General features: G+C 54.0%; 16 protein-coding genes. All 16 read left to right on the forward strand.

The annotated features are described in order from the left end of the window. Positions 1-6: 6 nt before the first annotated feature. The 16 genes from hisC to PseuLF5_RS15835 all read left to right on the forward strand — a co-directional run bounded on the left by hisC (position 7) and on the right by PseuLF5_RS15835 (position 17,461). Complete coding sequence (gene hisC / locus PseuLF5_RS15760; protein WP_340133961.1) at positions 7-1,119, forward strand: histidinol-phosphate transaminase; 1,113 nt, start codon at positions 7-9, stop codon at positions 1,117-1,119. Between the two features lie 28 nt (positions 1,120-1,147). Continuing rightward, positions 1,148-3,355: a bifunctional prephenate dehydrogenase/3-phosphoshikimate 1-carboxyvinyltransferase gene (locus tag PseuLF5_RS15765; protein WP_264082482.1), complete on the forward strand. Its 2,208-nt coding sequence runs from the start codon at positions 1,148-1,150 to the stop codon at positions 3,353-3,355. Then, positions 3,352-4,041: a (d)CMP kinase gene (cmk, locus tag PseuLF5_RS15770; RefSeq protein WP_064391442.1), complete on the forward strand. Its 690-nt coding sequence runs from the start codon at positions 3,352-3,354 to the stop codon at positions 4,039-4,041. Before PseuLF5_RS15765 ends, cmk begins: the two co-directional genes overlap by 4 nt. Positions 4,042-4,160: 119 nt before the next feature. Next, entirely contained in the window at positions 4,161-5,843 is a 1,683-nt protein-coding gene (gene rpsA, locus PseuLF5_RS15775) for a 30S ribosomal protein S1 (RefSeq protein ID WP_025113090.1), read from the forward strand. 214 nt (positions 5,844-6,057) lie between these two features. Next, positions 6,058-6,336, forward strand: coding sequence for a hypothetical protein (locus PseuLF5_RS15780; protein WP_123466655.1), 279 nt, complete (start codon positions 6,058-6,060; stop codon positions 6,334-6,336). 143 nt (positions 6,337-6,479) lie between these two features. Continuing rightward, entirely contained in the window at positions 6,480-6,776 is a 297-nt protein-coding gene (gene ihfB, locus PseuLF5_RS15785) for an integration host factor subunit beta (RefSeq protein ID WP_003189779.1), read from the forward strand. 27 nt (positions 6,777-6,803) lie between these two features. Beyond that, positions 6,804-7,064: a lipopolysaccharide assembly protein LapA domain-containing protein gene (locus PseuLF5_RS15790; protein ID WP_095125174.1), complete on the forward strand. Its 261-nt coding sequence runs from the start codon at positions 6,804-6,806 to the stop codon at positions 7,062-7,064. A gap of 203 nt (positions 7,065-7,267) precedes the next feature. Continuing rightward, complete coding sequence (gene rfbB / locus PseuLF5_RS15795; protein WP_340133965.1) at positions 7,268-8,344, forward strand: dTDP-glucose 4,6-dehydratase; 1,077 nt, start codon at positions 7,268-7,270, stop codon at positions 8,342-8,344. Then, complete coding sequence (gene rfbD / locus PseuLF5_RS15800; protein WP_340133966.1) at positions 8,341-9,234, forward strand: dTDP-4-dehydrorhamnose reductase; 894 nt, start codon at positions 8,341-8,343, stop codon at positions 9,232-9,234. Before rfbB ends, rfbD begins: the two co-directional genes overlap by 4 nt. Beyond that, entirely contained in the window at positions 9,231-10,127 is an 897-nt protein-coding gene (gene rfbA / locus PseuLF5_RS15805; RefSeq protein WP_340133967.1) for a glucose-1-phosphate thymidylyltransferase RfbA, read from the forward strand. Before rfbD ends, rfbA begins: the two co-directional genes overlap by 4 nt. Before the next feature lie 437 nt (positions 10,128-10,564). Further along, on the forward strand, positions 10,565-12,007 hold the full coding sequence (locus tag PseuLF5_RS15810; protein ID WP_340133968.1) for a mannose-1-phosphate guanylyltransferase/mannose-6-phosphate isomerase: 1,443 nt from the start codon (positions 10,565-10,567) through the stop codon (positions 12,005-12,007). A gap of 150 nt (positions 12,008-12,157) precedes the next feature. Then, complete coding sequence (locus PseuLF5_RS15815; protein ID WP_340133969.1) at positions 12,158-13,531, forward strand: phosphomannomutase; 1,374 nt, start codon at positions 12,158-12,160, stop codon at positions 13,529-13,531. A 101-nt stretch (positions 13,532-13,632) separates the two neighbouring features. Beyond that, complete coding sequence (gmd, locus tag PseuLF5_RS15820) at positions 13,633-14,727, forward strand: GDP-mannose 4,6-dehydratase (protein WP_340133970.1); 1,095 nt, start codon at positions 13,633-13,635, stop codon at positions 14,725-14,727. Between the two features lie 10 nt (positions 14,728-14,737). Then, on the forward strand, positions 14,738-15,823 hold the full coding sequence (locus PseuLF5_RS15825; protein ID WP_340133971.1) for a DegT/DnrJ/EryC1/StrS family aminotransferase: 1,086 nt from the start codon (positions 14,738-14,740) through the stop codon (positions 15,821-15,823). Between the two features lie 106 nt (positions 15,824-15,929). After that, a complete protein-coding gene (locus PseuLF5_RS15830; protein ID WP_125926367.1) occupies positions 15,930-16,712 on the forward strand; it encodes an ABC transporter permease in 783 nt (260 codons plus the stop codon). Further along, the gene (locus PseuLF5_RS15835) at positions 16,709-17,461 is read left to right on the forward strand and encodes an ABC transporter ATP-binding protein (protein ID WP_340133972.1); all 753 of its coding nucleotides are present in this window, start codon (positions 16,709-16,711) and stop codon (positions 17,459-17,461) included. The genes PseuLF5_RS15830 and PseuLF5_RS15835 overlap by 4 nt, the downstream gene beginning before the upstream one ends. Positions 17,462-17,463 lie beyond the last annotated feature (2 nt).

The following is a 17,463-nucleotide window of genomic DNA, read 5'->3' on the forward strand; positions in this document are numbered from 1 at the left end:
TAGCAAATGAGTGGCAACTTCCTCGCTCTGGCACAGCCGGGCGTGCAACAACTTTCGCCTTATGTTCCGGGCAAGCCTGTGGATGAGCTGGCCCGCGAGCTGGATCTGGATCCGGCGAAAATCGTCAAACTGGCGAGCAACGAAAACCCGCTGGGCGCCAGTCCGAAAGCGCTGGCGGCGATCCGCGAAGAGCTGGCCGAGCTGACCCGTTATCCGGACGGCAACGGTTTTGCGCTGAAATCCCTGTTGGCCGAGCAGTGCCGCGTCGAGCTGAGCCAGGTCACTCTGGGTAACGGTTCCAACGACATTCTCGAGCTGGTGGCGCGCGCCTATCTGGCGCCGGGCCTGAACGCAGTGTTCAGTGAGCATGCGTTTGCTGTCTATCCGATTGCGACTCAGGCCGTTGGCGCTCAGGCCAAAGTGGTTCCGGCCAAGGATTGGGGGCATGACCTGCCGGCCATGCTCGCGGCCATCGACGCCAACACTCGCGTGGTATTCATCGCCAACCCGAACAACCCGACCGGTACCTGGTTCGGCGCCGAAGCGCTGGACGAGTTCCTGCAGGATGTGCCGGAGCACGTTCTGGTGGTGCTGGACGAGGCTTACATCGAGTACGCCGAAGGCAGTGATTTGCCGGACGGTCTGGACTTCCTTGCCGCGTATCCGAATCTGCTGGTTTCGCGCACCTTCTCCAAAGCCTACGGTCTGGCGGCACTGCGCGTTGGCTACGGTCTGTCGACTCCGGTGGTCGCTGACGTGCTGAACCGCGTTCGCCAGCCGTTCAACGTCAACAGCCTCGCCCTCGCGGCAGCCTGTGCAGCATTGAAGGACGATGAGTATCTGGCGCAAAGCCGTCAGCTCAACGAGTCGGGCATGCAGCAACTGCAAGCCGGTTTCCGTGAGCTGGGTCTGGGCTGGATCGAATCCAAAGGCAACTTCATCTGCGTCGATCTCGCTCAGGTCGCTGCCCCGGTGTTCCAGGGACTGCTGCGCGAAGGCGTGATCGTGCGTCCAGTGGCCAACTACGGCATGCCGAACCACCTGCGGGTGACCATTGGTCTGCCAGAGGAAAACAGCCGCTTCCTCGAAGCGCTGCGCAAGGTTCTGGCTCGTGGGTGATGTCACTGCACTGCAATCTGCTGCACCTATGATCGGGCGCCTTGTGGTGGTCGGTCTGGGGTTGATCGGTGGTTCGTTTGCCAAAGGCTTGCGTGAAAGCGGCGTGTGTCGCGAAGTGGTCGGGGTCGATCTCGACCCGCAATCGCGCAAGCTGGCGGTCGAGCTGGGGGTGGTGGATCGTTGCGAGGACGATCTGATTGCCGCGTGTCAGGGCGCCGACGTGATTCAGCTGGCGGTGCCGATCCTGGCCATGGAAAAAGTGCTGGCCCGTCTGGCGAGCGTTGATCTGGGCGCGGCGATTTTGACTGATGTCGGCAGTGCCAAGGGCAATGTGGTGCGTGCGGCGACCGAGGCGTTCGGCGGCATGCCGGCGCGTTTCGTGCCGGGGCATCCGATTGCCGGTTCCGAGCAGAGCGGGGTGGAAGCTTCCAACGCTGAACTGTTCCGTCGGCACAAGGTGATCCTGACACCGCTTGAGCAAACCGATCCGGCGGCGCTGGCGGTGGTCGATCGCTTGTGGCGCGAATTGGGCGCTGACGTCGAGCACATGCAGGTCGAGCGTCACGATGAAGTGTTGGCTGCGACCAGTCATCTGCCGCACCTGCTGGCCTTCGGTCTGGTCGACTCGTTGGCCAAGCGCAATGAAAATCTTGAGATCTTCCGTTACGCTGCGGGCGGTTTCCGCGATTTCACAAGAATCGCCGGAAGCGACCCGGTGATGTGGCACGACATCTTCCTCGCCAATCGCGAGGCTGTCCTGCGCACACTCGATACATTTCGCAGCGACCTCGACGCCTTGCGCGACGCGGTCGATGCAGGGGATGGGCACCAATTGTTGGGCGTCTTCACGCGCGCCCGGGTTGCCCGCGAGCATTTCAGTAAAATCCTGGCCCGCAGGGCCTATGTGGACGCTATGAATTCCAACGATCTGATCTTCCTGGCTCAACCTGGTGGCCGCCTTTCCGGTCGGATTCGCGTACCGGGTGACAAATCGATTTCCCACCGCTCGATCATGCTCGGCTCCTTGGCTGAAGGCGTGACTGAAGTGGAAGGTTTCCTCGAGGGCGAAGACGCCCTGGCGACCTTGCAGGCTTTCCGCGACATGGGTGTGGTCATCGAAGGCCCGCACCATGGTCGCGTGACCATTCACGGTGTCGGCCTGCATGGCTTGAAACCGGCGCCGGGCCCGATCTATCTGGGCAACTCCGGTACGTCGATGCGCCTGCTGTCCGGCCTGCTGGCTGCGCAGGACTTCGACAGCACCCTGACCGGCGATGCGTCGCTGTCCAAGCGTCCGATGAATCGCGTGGCCAATCCACTGCGTGAAATGGGCGCCGTGATCGAAACCGCTGCCGAAGGTCGTCCGCCGATGACCATTCGCGGTGGTCACAAGCTCAAGGGGCTGACCTACACCATGCCGATGGCCAGCGCTCAGGTGAAATCCTGCCTGCTGCTCGCCGGCCTGTACGCGGAAGGCAAGACCACTGTGACCGAGCCGGCTCCGACTCGCGATCACACCGAGCGCATGCTGCGTGGTTTCGGCTACCCGGTCAGCGTTGAAGGTGCGACGGCTTCGGTCGAGTCCGGTGGCAAGTTGACTGCGACCCACATTGAAGTGCCGGGTGACATCTCGTCGTCGGCGTTCTTCCTGGTGGCAGCGTCGATCGCCGAAGGTTCGGAGCTGGTACTTGAGCACGTCGGCATCAACCCGACTCGTACCGGTGTTATCGACATCCTGCGTCTGATGGGTGCGGACATCACTCTGGAAAACCAGCGTGAAGTCGGCGGCGAGCCTGTGGCTGACCTGCGCGTGCGGGCAGCTAAGCTTAAAGGTATCGAGATTCCGGAAGAGTTGGTCCCGTTGGCGATCGACGAGTTCCCGGTGCTGTTCGTGGCTGCAGCCTGTGCTGAAGGGCGCACCGTGCTGACCGGCGCTGAAGAGCTGCGGGTCAAGGAATCGGATCGTATTCAAGTGATGGCGGACGGCCTGTTGGCGCTGGGCGTCAAATGCCAGCCGACTCCGGACGGCATCATCATCGACGGCGGCCAGATCGGCGGCGGCGAAGTGCATGGTCACGGCGATCACCGTATCGCAATGGCTTTCAGTGTGGCCTCCCTGCGTGCCACCGCACCGATCCGCATCCATGATTGCGCCAACGTCGCGACGTCGTTCCCCAACTTCCTCGCATTGTGCGGGCAGGTCGGCATTCGTGTGGCACAAGAGGCTCAGTCGTGAAAAACATTGCACCGGTCATCACCATTGATGGGCCAAGCGGCTCGGGCAAAGGCACCGTAGCCGGGATTCTGGCCAAGCGTCTGGGCTGGAACCTGCTGGATTCCGGTGCGCTTTACCGTTTGCTCGCCTTTGCCGCGCATAACCATGGCGTTGATCTGACCAATGAAGAGCTGCTGAAGAAACTCGCCGCTCATCTGGATGTGCAGTTCATTGCGGCGACCGAAGGTCAGTTGCAGCGAATCATTCTGGAAGGTGATGAAGTCAGCGATGTCATTCGCACCGAAAGCGTCGGTTCCGGCGCTTCGCAAGTGGCTGCATTGCCCGCCGTACGCGAGGCGCTGCTGCAGCGCCAGCGTGCTTTCCAGGAAGCGCCGGGCCTGGTGGCCGATGGTCGCGACATGGGGACGGTGGTGTTTCCCGATGCACCGCTGAAGATTTTCCTGACCGCCAGTGCCGAGGAGAGGGCGCGCCGTCGATATTTGCAGTTGAAGGGCAAAGTCGAGGGTGTTAGTCTGTCGAGTCTGCTAGATGAGATCCGTGCACGCGACGAGCGTGATACCCAGCGCGCAGTGGCCCCGCTCAAACCGGCGGCCGACGCGATACAGCTGGATTCCACGGAGTTGTCCATCGATCAGGTGCTTGAACGCATCATGAGCGAGATCGCCATTCGCGATATCGCCGGGTGACCAAGAAGGTTGCAGGGGACCAGTCATAGTCCTGCGGCGCTTCTTCTATATGAAACTAACCCACACCGTCTGGGGTGTGGAGATGGGCGTATCCTTCGCCCTCATTTACAGGAATTAAAATGAGCGAAAGCTTTGCGGAACTCTTTGAAGAAAGCCTAAAAACCCTGAACCTTCAGGCAGGCTCCATCATCACCGGTGTTATCGTTGATATCGATTACCAAGCTCGCTGGGTAACCGTTCACGCTGGCCTGAAGTCTGAAGCACTCATCCCGCTTGAGCAGTTCTACAACGACGCTGGCGATCTGACTATCAATGTCGGTGACGAAGTTCACGTTGCGCTGGACTCGGTTGAAGACGGTTTCGGTGAAACCAAGCTGTCCCGTGAAAAAGCCAAGCGCGCTGAATGCTGGATCGTTCTGGAAGCAGCCTTCGCAGCTGAGGAAGTGGTCAAGGGCGTTATCAACGGTAAGGTTAAAGGCGGCTTCACTGTCGACGTTAACGGCATCCGTGCGTTCCTGCCAGGTTCCCTGGTTGACGTCCGTCCAGTGCGCGACACCACGCACCTGGAAGGCAAAGAGCTGGAATTCAAGGTCATCAAGCTGGACCAGAAGCGCAACAACGTTGTCGTTTCCCGTCGCAGCGTCCTGGAAGCCGAGAACTCCGCCGAGCGTGAAGCTCTGCTGGAATCCCTGCAGGAAGGCCAGCAAGTCAAAGGTATCGTCAAAAACCTCACCGATTACGGCGCATTCGTCGATCTGGGTGGCGTGGACGGCCTGCTGCACATCACCGACATGGCCTGGAAGCGCATCAAGCATCCTTCCGAGATCGTCAACGTTGGTGACGAAATCGACGTTAAGGTTCTGAAATACGATCGCGAACGCAACCGTGTTTCCCTGGGCCTGAAGCAACTGGGCGAAGATCCATGGGTTGCTATCAAAGCCCGTTACCCAGAAAGCACTCGCGTTACCGCTCGTGTAACCAACCTGACTGACTACGGCTGCTTCGCTGAGCTGGAAGAAGGCGTTGAAGGTCTGGTACACGTTTCGGAAATGGACTGGACCAACAAGAACATCCACCCTTCGAAAGTCGTACAAGTCGGCGACGAAGTGGAAGTCATGGTTCTGGACATCGACGAAGAGCGTCGTCGTATCTCCCTGGGCATCAAGCAGTGCAAGTCGAACCCGTGGGAAGACTTCTCTGGCCAGTTCAACAAGGGCGACAAGATCTCCGGCACCATCAAGTCGATCACCGATTTCGGTATCTTCATTGGTCTGGACGGCGGCATCGACGGTCTGGTTCACCTGTCCGACATCTCCTGGAACGAAGTGGGCGAAGAAGCCGTACGTCGTTTCAAGAAGGGCGACGAGCTGGACACCGTTATCCTGTCGGTTGACCCAGAGCGCGAGCGCATCTCCCTGGGCATCAAGCAACTGGAAAGCGATCCGTTCTCCGAGTACGTCTCGGTTAACGACAAAGGCGCAATCGTTACTGGCACCGTGAAAGAAGTTGACGCCAAAGGCGCCATCATCGTTCTGGCCGACGATATCGAAGCGACTCTGAAAGCCTCCGAAATCAGCCGTGACCGCGTTGAAGACGCGCGCAACGTTCTGAAAGAAGGCCAGCAAGTAGAAGCCAAGATCATCAGCGTTGATCGTAAGAGCCGTGTAATTCAGCTGTCGATCAAATCGAAAGACGATGCTGAAGAGAAAGAAGCTATCCAGAGCCTGAACTCCGTTCAGGAAGCTCCAGCCGATACCACTATGGCTGCTCTGCTGAAGCAAGCAATGGCCAAACAGAACTAAGTTCTGCTTGATCATGAAAAAGGGCGACTTCGGTCGCCCTTTTTTGTGCCTGCGATTTACCGATTTTTGCCGTCCTGTTTTATGAGTGTGCTTGTGGGTGAAACCAAATCATTTCCCTGATGGTCTGTTTCTTTAATCGGATCAATCGCCTATTCACGACTAAGCTAGGTCTTAAGCGTGTAGTCGTCGGGCTTCGCCTGACATAAGGAAGTGAATGAACAAGTTTATCGTCCTCTTGGCTGCTGTGGTTCTAGCGGGCTGTACCACCAGCGCCAAGACCCATGCGGTGCGCGGTGTCAGTGGCATAGAGATAGACTGCTCCGGATTGGGCTCTGGCTGGGACAAGTGTCAGCGGCGTGCGGCGAAGGAGTGCAAGGGGGCTGGATACAAGGTGATCACGCGATCTGACGATGCCAGGGATGAGGAGGAGTTTCCTTTTGGCTTCAACCCGGCAGGCTACGTCACCCGGACGATGCTGGTGATATGCCGGTAGAGCGTGTTTGCGGGTTTGATGCCCTGAAAACGGGCGTTTCGGCGCCGAGGAAGATATGTCAATCCCTGGGCTGTTCAAAATCTTCCGGGCGTGCTAAAACCTTTCAAGCGCTGATCTAGCTGCTTGAAAAAGAAGGGAAAAATATGACGAAGTCGGAGTTGATCGAACGAATTGTCACCCATCAAGGGCTACTCTCATCCAAGGATGTGGAGCTGGCCATCAAGACCATGCTTGAACAAATGTCCCAATGTCTGGCGACCGGTGATCGTATAGAGATCCGTGGGTTTGGCAGCTTCTCATTGCACTATCGTGCCCCGCGCGTAGGCCGCAATCCAAAAACCGGCCAGTCGGTCAGCCTTGACGGCAAATTCGTTCCGCATTTCAAGCCAGGTAAAGAGCTGCGTGATCGGGTGAATGAGGAAGAGGAGGAGGGGGTTTGATCTTCGCTATTTTTCAAGGGGGTGCTGATGCGTAACCTCAAGCGCATACTTCTTGGCGTTTTTATTCTTTTACTGATTTTGGTGATTCTGGCGTTTGTTCTCGAGAATCAGCAGTCGGTTTCGTTATTGTTTCTGGGTTTGTCTGGCCCTCAGTTGCCGATTTCGTTGATCGTGGTTTTGGCTTTGCTTGTCGGGATGCTGATCGGGCCGGTGTTAGGCTGGTTTTTGGGGCGCTCATCGAGAGTCGCGAGTAGAAACAGAGCTGCGCGCAAGCATTTGACAGAGTGAAAGCCTCATATGCTTGCTTCCAGGCTTAGCTATATCCAATAGTAAAACGCCTATGAAGCTGTAAAATGCGATCCTCTTTTGGTTGTGAGGTTTTCACATCCATTCAGACTGAATTTGATAAAAGCTACGATTGGTAGCTTTTGCATTCGTGGATTGGACAGCGCTCCCGAATCGCTGTCAGCAGCTCAAAGGCATGGTACCGCGTGAAAATTCTAGTAACCGGCGGCGCCGGGTTTATCGGCTCAGCAGTTATCCGTCACATCATTTCCAATACCGGCGATTCTGTCGTTAACGTCGATAAGCTGACCTATGCCGGCAATCTGGAGTCTCTGGCTGGTGTGAGTCAGAGCTCGCGCTATGCATTTGAGCGCGTAGACATTTGTGATCGCGGTCAGATGGATCGAGTTCTGCGTGAGCACCAGCCTGACGCGATCATGCATTTGGCGGCAGAGTCGCACGTTGACCGCTCCATTTCGGGTCCGTCGGAATTCATCCAGACCAACATCATTGGCACCTACACGCTTCTGGAATCAGCGCGTCATTACTGGAGCGGCCTGGAGCAAGGTCGTAAAGCCGTTTTTCGCTTTCATCATATCTCTACTGATGAAGTGTACGGCGATCTGGAAGGGCCTGAAGATCTGTTTACCGAAACCACCCCCTACCAGCCAAGTTCGCCTTACTCTGCCAGCAAGGCTAGCTCCGATCACCTGGTTCGCGCGTGGTCTCGCACCTATGGTCTGCCGACCCTGGTTACCAATTGTTCGAACAACTATGGTCCGTGCCATTTCCCCGAAAAGCTGATTCCGCTGATCATCCTCAATGCACTGGAGGGCAAGCCTCTGCCTGTGTATGGCAAAGGTGATCAGGTCCGTGACTGGCTTTACGTCGAGGATCACGCCCGCGCGCTCTACAAAGTCGTTAGCGATGGCGTCATTGGCGAGACTTACAACATTGGTGGCCACAACGAGAAACAAAATATCGAAGTAGTGCATGCTCTCTGCGCGCTGCTTGATGAGTTGCGCCCGGCTTCGCCTCATCGCCCCCATGCGAGTCTGATCACTTACGTGCAGGACCGCCCCGGTCATGATCAGCGCTACGCGATTGATGCAAGCAAGATACAGCAAGAGCTCGGTTGGTCGCCGGAAGAGACGTTTGATAGCGGTATCCGCAAAACCGTGGAGTGGTACCTGAACAATACTGAATGGGTCGCGCATGTGAAGAGCGGCAGCTATCAGCAGTGGATTGATCAAAACTACGCAGATCGTACGGGCAAGGCATGAAAATCCTTCTTCTGGGAAGAAACGGCCAGGTCGGTTGGGAGTTGCAGCGATCTCTTGCGCCCCTCGGTGAGTTGGTGGCACTGGATCGTCAAGTAACCGATGGCCTGTGCGGTGACCTGAGCAATATTGATGGGTTACGGGCAACTCTCCGCGCAATCAGGCCAGATATCGTTGTCAATGGGGCTGCTTGCACCGCAGTCGACAAGGCCGAGGCCGAGACTGAGCTGGCGGATCTTGTAAACGCCCATGCTGTTGGAGTATTGGCGCAAGAGGTGAAAGCGCTTGGCGGGTGGCTGGTTCATTACTCGACAGACTATGTTTTCGATGGGCATGGATCTGCACCATGGCGGGAGAGTGACGCCGTGGCTCCGGTGAATCACTACGGTGCCAGCAAGCTTGCGGGAGAGCGATTGATCATCGAATCCGGCTGCAAGCATCTTATCTTTCGCACAAGCTGGGTGTATGGCGCTCGTGGCAATAATTTCGCCAAAACCATGTTGCGTCTGGCAAAAGAGCGCGAAAGTCTGAGTGTCATCGCTGATCAGATGGGTGCGCCAACCGGTGCAGACCTGATTGCGGACATCAGTGCCTTGACCCTACGACAGGTTTTCCTGCGTCCTGAGTTGTCAGGTCTTTATCACCTGGCGGCCGCAGGCGAGGTCTCTTGGCATGGATATGCAACTCACGTGATCGACTTCGCCAAAGCCCTTGGGGAAGACCTCTGTGTGAAGAGTATCAATGCGATCGAGACGTCTGCCTATCCAACGCCAGCCTGTCGCCCACTGAACTCCCGGTTGAATACAGAAAAGCTGCGCGACAATTTTTCTTTGCACCTGCCGGATTGGCGCAGTGGTGTAACCCGAATGCTTACGGAAATTCTCAATAAATGACCACGATAAATCGTAAAGGCATCATTCTCGCTGGCGGTTCGGGTACTCGTTTGCACCCGCTGACCCTCGGCGTGTCCAAGCAGATGCTGCCGATCTACGACAAGCCGATGATCTTCTATCCCTTGTCTGTGCTGATGTTGGCGGGGATGCGCGAAATTCTGATTATTTCCACGCCTGAAGATTTGCCGTGCTTCCAAAAGCTGTTGGGTGACGGTAGCCAATATGGCATCAAGCTGTGTTATGCCGAGCAGCCGAGCCCGGACGGGCTGGCTCAGGCTTTCATTATCGGTGAGGAGTTTATTGGTGATGATCCTTGCTGTCTGATCCTGGGAGACAATATTTTCTACGGTCAGCACTTCTCGGACAATTTGCGTTCCGCCTGTCTGCGAGAGCATGGTGCCACGATCTTCGGGTATCACGTTTCTGATCCCGAGCGCTTTGGTGTGGTTGAGTTTGACGCTAATGGATCTGCATTGAGTATCGAGGAAAAGCCGATAGTGCCCAAGTCCAGCTACGCTGTGACAGGTCTCTATTTCTACGATAATCAGGTTGTCGAAATTGCCAAGAAGATCAAGCCGTCCGCGCGCGGCGAGCTCGAAATTACCGATGTCAATCTGGCCTATCTCGAGCAAAAATCCCTTAAGGTCGAAATGCTCGGCCGCGGCTTCGCATGGCTTGATACCGGTACGCATGATTCGCTGCTAGAGGCCAGTCACTTCGTGCATACCATCGAAAAGCGCCAAGGCTTGAAGGTCGCCTGCCTTGAGGAGATTGCATACAGTAATGGCTGGATTGACATGGCGAAACTGCGTGCTCAAGCCGAGCGCTTGAAAAAAACCGGCTATGGGCAGTACCTGGAGAAGCTTCTGGATTCCGCAGTGCGCGAGGGCTGAGATTGTTGGCGCAGTAGCCATTACTCTTAGAGATTGGAATGTGGTTGCGCTGAGCCGGGTTGATGTTGGTTTGATATCGATCTTGTTCGAATGCTTTCAATTTTAAAGACGTTTTTTGTGCCTTCCGCCGGGAGGGAGTTATTAATGTCCAGACACAAGCTGTAGAATGACCAGCAATCTTACCGGTTCTTGCGGCTCGCGGTTGTGGGCGGGCAGCTTCGCCTCATTGGGTACGCCTCATAAAAGAAGCCCTGCCCCAATCGTTGATCGGCAAGGATCCGGGTGTTGCGTATGGATTTGGATTTAGGCCGAGCGGCTGTTTTTTTCTTGCGGCTTAGGGCAAGTATTTGCGTCAGTCAGGACGCATAAATGACCGGAAATATAACTGAACCCGTTTCTGGAATTATCCACTGGATAGGGGGCTAAGGATTGAGAGCATGGAACTGATTCCCGTAATTTTGTCTGGCGGAGTGGGCAGCCGGTTGTGGCCCGTCTCTCGTGAAGCCCATCCAAAGCCGTTCATGGAGCTGCCAGGTGGTCAGAATCTAATCCAGAAAACTTTCCTTCGTGCTTCGCGTCTGGAAGGCGTAGTGGAAGTTCTGACGGTGACCAACCGCGAACTCCTGTTCAAGACTGAAGATGAGTATGGTGCGGTCAGCACGCTCAAACAGTCGCAGGGTTTCATTCTTGAGCCTTTCGGACGCAACACGGCTGCCGCCGTTGCTGCCGCAGCGCTTCAACTGGAAGCCACTCATGGCCCCGATGCCCAAATGCTGGTGCTGGCGGCAGACCACCTGATAAAAGACGAAACAGCATTCGCTGCGGCAGTAGCCAATGCGGTAGTGCTTGCCGCCGAAGGCTGGCTGGTAACCTTCGGTATTCAGCCGACTTATCCTGAAACAGGATTTGGGTACATTGAAGCGCAGAAAAATGCACCTTTGAAAGGTGGCCTGAAGGTTGCGCGCTTCGTCGAAAAGCCCAACCTTGAAACTGCTGAAGGCTACGTCAGCGCAGGCAACTACTATTGGAACTCCGGGATGTTCTGCTTCCGGGTTGGCTCTGTGCTGGAAGAGCTTCTTCAGCATGCCCCTGACGTATTGGCAGCTGTCAGCAAAACCATTGAAAGTTCGCGTCTCACTACCTCCGAGAAATATCGTTGCCTGGCACTCGACGCTGATGCATTCGCAGAGGTTCCGGACATCTCCATCGATTACGCATTGATGGAGCGCTCCTCCAAAGTAGCGACCATTCCTTGTGATATCGGTTGGAGTGACATCGGTTCCTGGAACGCTGTCAGTGAGCTGACCGAGCCTGATGAAAATGGCAACCGTTTTGAAGGCGAGGTGTTGTCCCACAATTCCCGCAATAACTACGTGAACAGTGAAGATCGACTGACTGCGCTGGTGGGAGTTGAAGATTTGCTGGTCATCGATACCCCGGACGCGGTGATGATCGCCCATAAAGATCATGCCCAAGATGTAAAACATATCGTCAATCAGCTCAAGGCGGCCAGCCACACGGTTCATTTGCTCCATCGTACCGTTCATCGCCCATGGGGGACCTACACAACCCTGGAAAACGGCGAGCGCTTTAAAATCAAACGCATTGTGGTGAAACCCAAGGCGTCGTTGTCCTTGCAGATGCACCATCACAGAAGTGAACACTGGATCGTTGTCAGCGGGATGGCCAAGGTCATCAATGACCAGCAGGAGTTGATGTTGAATACCAACGAGTCCACGTTCATTCGTGCTGGTCATCAGCACCGTTTGATGAACCCGGGCGTCATAGACCTGGTGATGATTGAGGTGCAAAGTGGTGACTATCTTGGCGAGGACGATATCGTTCGTTTCGAAGATAATTACGGCCGCGTCGATAATTAACAGTATTTCGGTATAGGGAATTCAGGTCGGTGAGGTTTCCATCGGCCGGGCTTTTCTGCATTCGGCCTGGTTCTGATTCATTTTCATCGTGGCGAGCATGCGTAGCCGTTAAATGGGCCTCGCCTCCACATACCTCAGCAAGAGAGCGGTATGAATATCCCCATCAATACCCAGTGTTTTAAAGCCTATGACATTCGTGGCCAGGTGCCATCTGACCTCAATGCCGATGTGGCTTACCGAATAGGCCGGGCGATGGTTATCGAGCTGCAAGGCCAAAGCATCGTGCTGGGGCGTGATATGCGGCTCGAAAGCCCAATGCTGGCAGAGGCGATGACGCGTGGACTGTTGGAGGCGGGCGCGAACGTCATCGATATCGGGTTGTGCGGAACTGAAGAAGTCTACTTTGCAACCAGCGCGTTCAAGGCGGATGGCGGAGTGATGATCACTGCCAGCCACAATCCCAAGGGTTATAACGGGATGAAGCTTGTAAAGTCTGAATCTCGACCGATCAGCGGCGATACAGGACTCAATGCCATACGTTCCCGTGTGGAAAGTGGCGATTTGGGCCCCCTGGCTGCAACTCCGGGCGAAGTGCGTTTCGAACTGGATAAGACAGCCTACGTCGAACATCTTTTAAGTTATGTAAATGTGGCGGATTTCAGCCCGTTGAAAATACTTGCTGATCCCGGCAATGGCGCTGCCGGCCCCGTGCTTCAGGAATTGGTCAAAAAATTGCCATTCGAATGGGTGATCATCAACGCCGAGCCAAACGGTCATTTCCCCAACGGTGTACCCAATCCCCTTCTTCCGGAAAACCGTACGCTGACACGCCAAGCGTTGTTGGAAAACGGCTGTGATTTGGGGGTTGCGTGGGATGGTGACTTCGATCGATGCTTTTTTTTCGACCAGGAAGGGCGCTTCATCGAGGGCTATTACCTGGTTGGTCTGCTGGCAGAAATGCTGCTCAAGAAACACCCCGGCTCGAAGATTATCCATGACCCGAGGTTGACCTGGAACACGATCGATCAGGTTCGATTGGCGGGCGGCGTTTCAGTACAATGCAAGACCGGCCATGCCTTCATAAAAGAGCGCATGCGGATGGAGGATGCAATCTACGGCGGTGAGATGAGCGCGCACCATTACTTCCGGGATTTCTTCTATTGTGACAGCGGCATGATCCCTTGGCTGTTGGTAACCGCATTGATGTCTGCGTCGGGAAAAAACCTAGCCCAGCTTGTTGATGAGCGCGTTGCCGCCTATCCGTGCAGCGGTGAAATCAATTATCGAGTCGATGATGTATCTGCGGCGCTAGAGGAGGTTCTCGCACATTATTTGCCTCAAGGGCCTCATCTTGATCAAACCGATGGCGTCGGTCTGGAGTTTCCCGACTGGCGATTTAATCTCCGAGGTTCGAACACAGAACCTCTGTTGAGGTTGAATGTGGAAAGCAGAGGCGATCCAGCGCTTGTGGCGTTGAAAGTCAAAGAAATCGAGGAGCTGCTGAACAGTAGATATATGGAATGATAAAACGATTCTCACTTCCACAAGGAAGGTGAGGGTCAGCAATAAGTTGGCTCTCTGATAGAGAAATACTGTTCGATTGATTAATTTAAATTGGTGAAAAAATGAGCGACAAGAAAGTAGCGTTGATTACGGGTATTACTGGTCAAGATGGTGCTTACCTTGCTGAGTTCCTGCTTAAGAAAGGTTATTCGGTACACGGTATCAAGCGCCGTGCTTCGTTGTTCAATACTCACCGTATTGATCATCTTTACCATGACCCGCATAAGAAAGGCTATGATCTGAATTTGCATTACGGCGACCTGACCGATTCGAGCAGCTTGATTCGCATCGTGCAAGAAGTACAGCCAGATGAAGTTTACAATCTCGGGGCGCAAAGCCACGTAGCTGTTTCGTTCGAATCACCTGAATATACTGCTGATACTGATGCCATGGGTACACTGCGCATCCTTGAAGCCATCCGAATCGCCGGTCTTGAAAAGAAGACCAAGTTCTATCAGGCATCCACCTCTGAACTTTATGGTCTGGTGCAGGAAATTCCCCAGAAAGAAACCACGCCTTTCTATCCCCGCTCTCCATATGCCGTCGCCAAGATGTACGCCTATTGGATCACCGTGAACTATCGTGAGTCTTATGGCATGTATGCTTGCAACGGTATTCTCTTTAATCACGAATCTCCGATCCGCGGCGAAACCTTCGTAACTCGTAAGATCACACGCGCCTTGGCACGTATCAAGGTCGGCCTGCAAGACTGCCTGTATCTCGGTAACATGGATGCCCTGCGTGACTGGGGTCATGCCCGTGATTACGTGGAAATGCAATGGCTTATGCTCCAGCAAGAAACGCCCGACGACTTTGTGATCGCGACCGGTGAACAGCATTCCGTTCGGGAATTTGTTGAAGTTGCAGCGAATGAAATCGATATCAAGATTCGCTGGGAAGGCCAGGGCGTAGACGAGAAAGGTTACGACGTCGCAACCAACAAGTGCATCGTTGCCGTCGACCCACGTTATTTCCGTCCGGCCGAAGTTGAGACACTCTTGGGTGACCCAAGCAAAGCCAAAGAAAAATTGGGCTGGGTTCCACGTACTACCTTCGCTGAGCTGGTAGAGGAAATGATGCGTGAAGATCTAAGTGAAGCCAAACGCGACAAGCTGGTCGCTGAACACGGCTTTAAATATTTCAAGGGTCAGGAATAAGGGGGCTGGGATGATACCGGTATATCAGCCCTTTCTGGGCGGACGCGAAAAGGAATATGTAAACCAGTGTCTTGATTCGACCTGGATTTCCTCCCGCGGAGAATTTATCTCCCGCTTTGAAAACGAATTTGCCCGATACATTGGTGCCGAACATGCGACCACGGTGAGCAATGGCACTGTTGCCCTGCACTTGGCAATGGCGGCTTTGGGGCTTGGTCCTGGTGACGAGGTGATTGTTCCAACGCTCACTTATGTGGCGTCGGTCAACACCATCATGCAAACCGGGGCCAGCGTCGTTTACGCTGAATCTCTGGCGGATACATGGAACGTCAGCGTCCCTGACATCCGAAGCCGCATTACTTCTAAAACCAAAGCCGTCATGGTCGTGCATTTGTACGGTCTGGCATGTGACATGGATGAGGTCGTTGCTCTGTGCAAAGAGCATAATCTGCTGCTGATCGAAGACTGTGCAGAAGCTTTCGGCTCTCTGTATAAAGATCAGCATGTAGGGACTTTTGGTGATGTCGCTACGTTCAGCTTCTTCGGAAACAAGACTATTACCACCGGCGAAGGTGGAATGGTAGTGTCCAAGAACAAGGATATTCACGAGAGAGCTTGCCATCTTAAAAGTCAAGGTGTGTCCAAAACTCGCGAGTACTGGCATGACGAGTTGGCCTTCAACTATCGGATGACCAACATCTGCGCAGCCATTGGCCTTGCCCAACTAGAGCGTGCAGACGAAATCATCACTCTTAAGCGGCAGGTTGCGGATTGGTATCGCGAAGCGCTCGAAGGGCTTCCGCTGCAGATGCATGCAGAGCAGCCAGGTACCCGTCACTCCTACTGGATGTGTTCAGTACTGTTGGATGATCCGAGTCAGCGTCAAGCACTGCGGGATCATTTGAAGAACAAGGGCATTGAGACACGCCCTCTTTTCGCTCCTGCTCATAACATGCCGCACTGCAAAACTGAGGAAACCTTTGCGGTAGCGCAGAACCTTAGCTCGCGAGGAATGAACCTTCCGAGTTATCCGACCCTGAGCCGCGATCAGGTGCAGCAGGTAGCGGATGAAATTCGAAGCTATTTCGCCGACTAAAATGCGGGAAATCGGGGTTGGGAATCCAGCCCCGATTGCCAAGTGAAATTCAGAAATCAAGTTCAAACTGAATTTTTGAATTTAATATATTTACTCAGGTGAAGTGATGTTTTCCTATTTTTCGCGTGTATGGGCTGCCCGGTACTTCTGGATTCACCTTTCTCTCGCTGATCTTAGATCAAGGTGGAGGCGATCTTTTTTTGGGATGACCTGGTCTATTATTCAACCGCTTGGCTTGACCTTGCTGCTGACGTTAGTGTTCAGTAAGCTTTTTAATACAGATATTGTTACCTACGCACCATATATTCTCTCCGGGATCATAGTTTGGGAATATATTTCCGCCAATACAGTTGCAGGGTCATTGTCATTTGTTCAGGCGGATGCGTATATCAAGCAGTGTAACCATCCGTTGGCAATATACACGCTCAGAACCGTTGTCGGCAGTGCCATTGTTCTGATGCTCGCCAGTATCTCGTTGTATGGCTGGGTCGCCATAGTTCTCCCGCAAAATATTGGTTGGAGTTGGTTGGCCTCTTTTACCATATTTCCCATTCTCGCGCTCATCGCTTGGCCTGTGTCTACATTATTGTCTTATGTTAGTACTCGGTTTCGTGACATCCCGCATGCGCTTGGGTTGGTGATGCAGTCGTTATGGTTCATCTCTCCGGTATATTTCGAAGCCAAGATGTTCAAGAATGGCGGGCTTCATGCTTTGGTCGATTACAATCCGATATATCACCTGTTGCAGTTGATACGCGCTCCGTTACTGCAAGGCGAGTGGCCAACGTGGCAAAACTACGCGTTCAGTATTGGTACTGCGATTTTCTTTGGCGCATTAGCTATCATTATCGGCAGCAAGGCTGAACGGAAAGTGATTTTTTACCTATGAAAAATAACCGAATCTTGCTTGAGAACGTTAACCTTCATTATGCGTCGGTTGCCTATAAAGAGCGTTCATTAAAGTCTCTTATTGCTAACGTGTTTAGCAGAGAGAAAAACAACTCAAGTGTTGCAGATATCCATGCACTGAAAAATATCAGTGTTGAAATTAAAAGCGGTGAGCGCGTCGGGTTGCTCGGGCACAACGGAGCAGGCAAAAGTACCTTTCTGAAGACCGTCGCCGGGCTTTATCCGGTTTCGAGTGGTCTTCTGAAGGTCGAGGGCCAGGTTCGTTCATTATTTGATTTGAGTCTCGGCTTTGAGCCTGACGCGACGGGCAGAGAAAATATCCTGTACCGCGGATTGTTGTTGGGCCTTTCCCCCCGATTTATGCGTGAAAAGGCAGACGAAATCGTTGATTTCGCAGGACTGGGTGAATTCATAGACTACCCGATAAAAACCTATTCTGCGGGCATGCAGGTCAGGTTGGCTTTCGCGATCTCTACCACGGTGGGTGGAGATATTCTGCTCCTTGATGAGGTGATCGGTGCAGGTGATGCGAATTTCATGGCCAAGGCCAAGGAGCGTATTACAAGCCTTATTGAACAAGCGGAAATTCTGGTTTTGGCAACACACGATTTCGGCGCATTACGTTCGATATGCAATCGAGGACTGGTTTTTCATCATGGTGACATGGTTTTTGATGGGCCGTGTGATGAGGCAGTTGCTGAATATAAAGCTATAAATGGACTGGAATAACT

The sequence above is a fragment of the Pseudomonas sp. LF-5 genome (genome assembly GCF_037626295.1).
Lineage (GTDB): Bacteria > Pseudomonadota > Gammaproteobacteria > Pseudomonadales > Pseudomonadaceae > Aquipseudomonas > Aquipseudomonas monsensis.

Bases quoted from the DNA above. Each gene is read 5' to 3' on its own strand.
- hisC (WP_340133961.1), top strand. From the start codon at position 7: ATGAGTGGCAACTTCCTCGCTCTGGCACAGCCGGGCGTGCAACAACTT.
- PseuLF5_RS15765 (WP_264082482.1), top strand. From the start codon at position 1,148: ATGATCGGGCGCCTTGTGGTGGTCGGTCTGGGGTTGATCGGTGGTTCG.
- rpsA (WP_025113090.1), top strand. From the start codon at position 4,161: ATGAGCGAAAGCTTTGCGGAACTCTTTGAAGAAAGCCTAAAAACCCTG.
- PseuLF5_RS15780 (WP_123466655.1), top strand. From the start codon at position 6,058: ATGAACAAGTTTATCGTCCTCTTGGCTGCTGTGGTTCTAGCGGGCTGT.
- ihfB (WP_003189779.1), top strand. From the start codon at position 6,480: ATGACGAAGTCGGAGTTGATCGAACGAATTGTCACCCATCAAGGGCTA.
- PseuLF5_RS15790 (WP_095125174.1), top strand. From the start codon at position 6,804: ATGCGTAACCTCAAGCGCATACTTCTTGGCGTTTTTATTCTTTTACTG.
- rfbD (WP_340133966.1), top strand. From the start codon at position 8,341: ATGAAAATCCTTCTTCTGGGAAGAAACGGCCAGGTCGGTTGGGAGTTG.
- rfbA (WP_340133967.1), top strand. From the start codon at position 9,231: ATGACCACGATAAATCGTAAAGGCATCATTCTCGCTGGCGGTTCGGGT.
- PseuLF5_RS15810 (WP_340133968.1), top strand. From the start codon at position 10,565: ATGGAACTGATTCCCGTAATTTTGTCTGGCGGAGTGGGCAGCCGGTTG.
- PseuLF5_RS15815 (WP_340133969.1), top strand. From the start codon at position 12,158: ATGAATATCCCCATCAATACCCAGTGTTTTAAAGCCTATGACATTCGT.
- gmd (WP_340133970.1), top strand. From the start codon at position 13,633: ATGAGCGACAAGAAAGTAGCGTTGATTACGGGTATTACTGGTCAAGAT.
- PseuLF5_RS15825 (WP_340133971.1), top strand. From the start codon at position 14,738: ATGATACCGGTATATCAGCCCTTTCTGGGCGGACGCGAAAAGGAATAT.
- PseuLF5_RS15830 (WP_125926367.1), top strand. From the start codon at position 15,930: ATGTTTTCCTATTTTTCGCGTGTATGGGCTGCCCGGTACTTCTGGATT.
- PseuLF5_RS15835 (WP_340133972.1), top strand. From the start codon at position 16,709: ATGAAAAATAACCGAATCTTGCTTGAGAACGTTAACCTTCATTATGCG.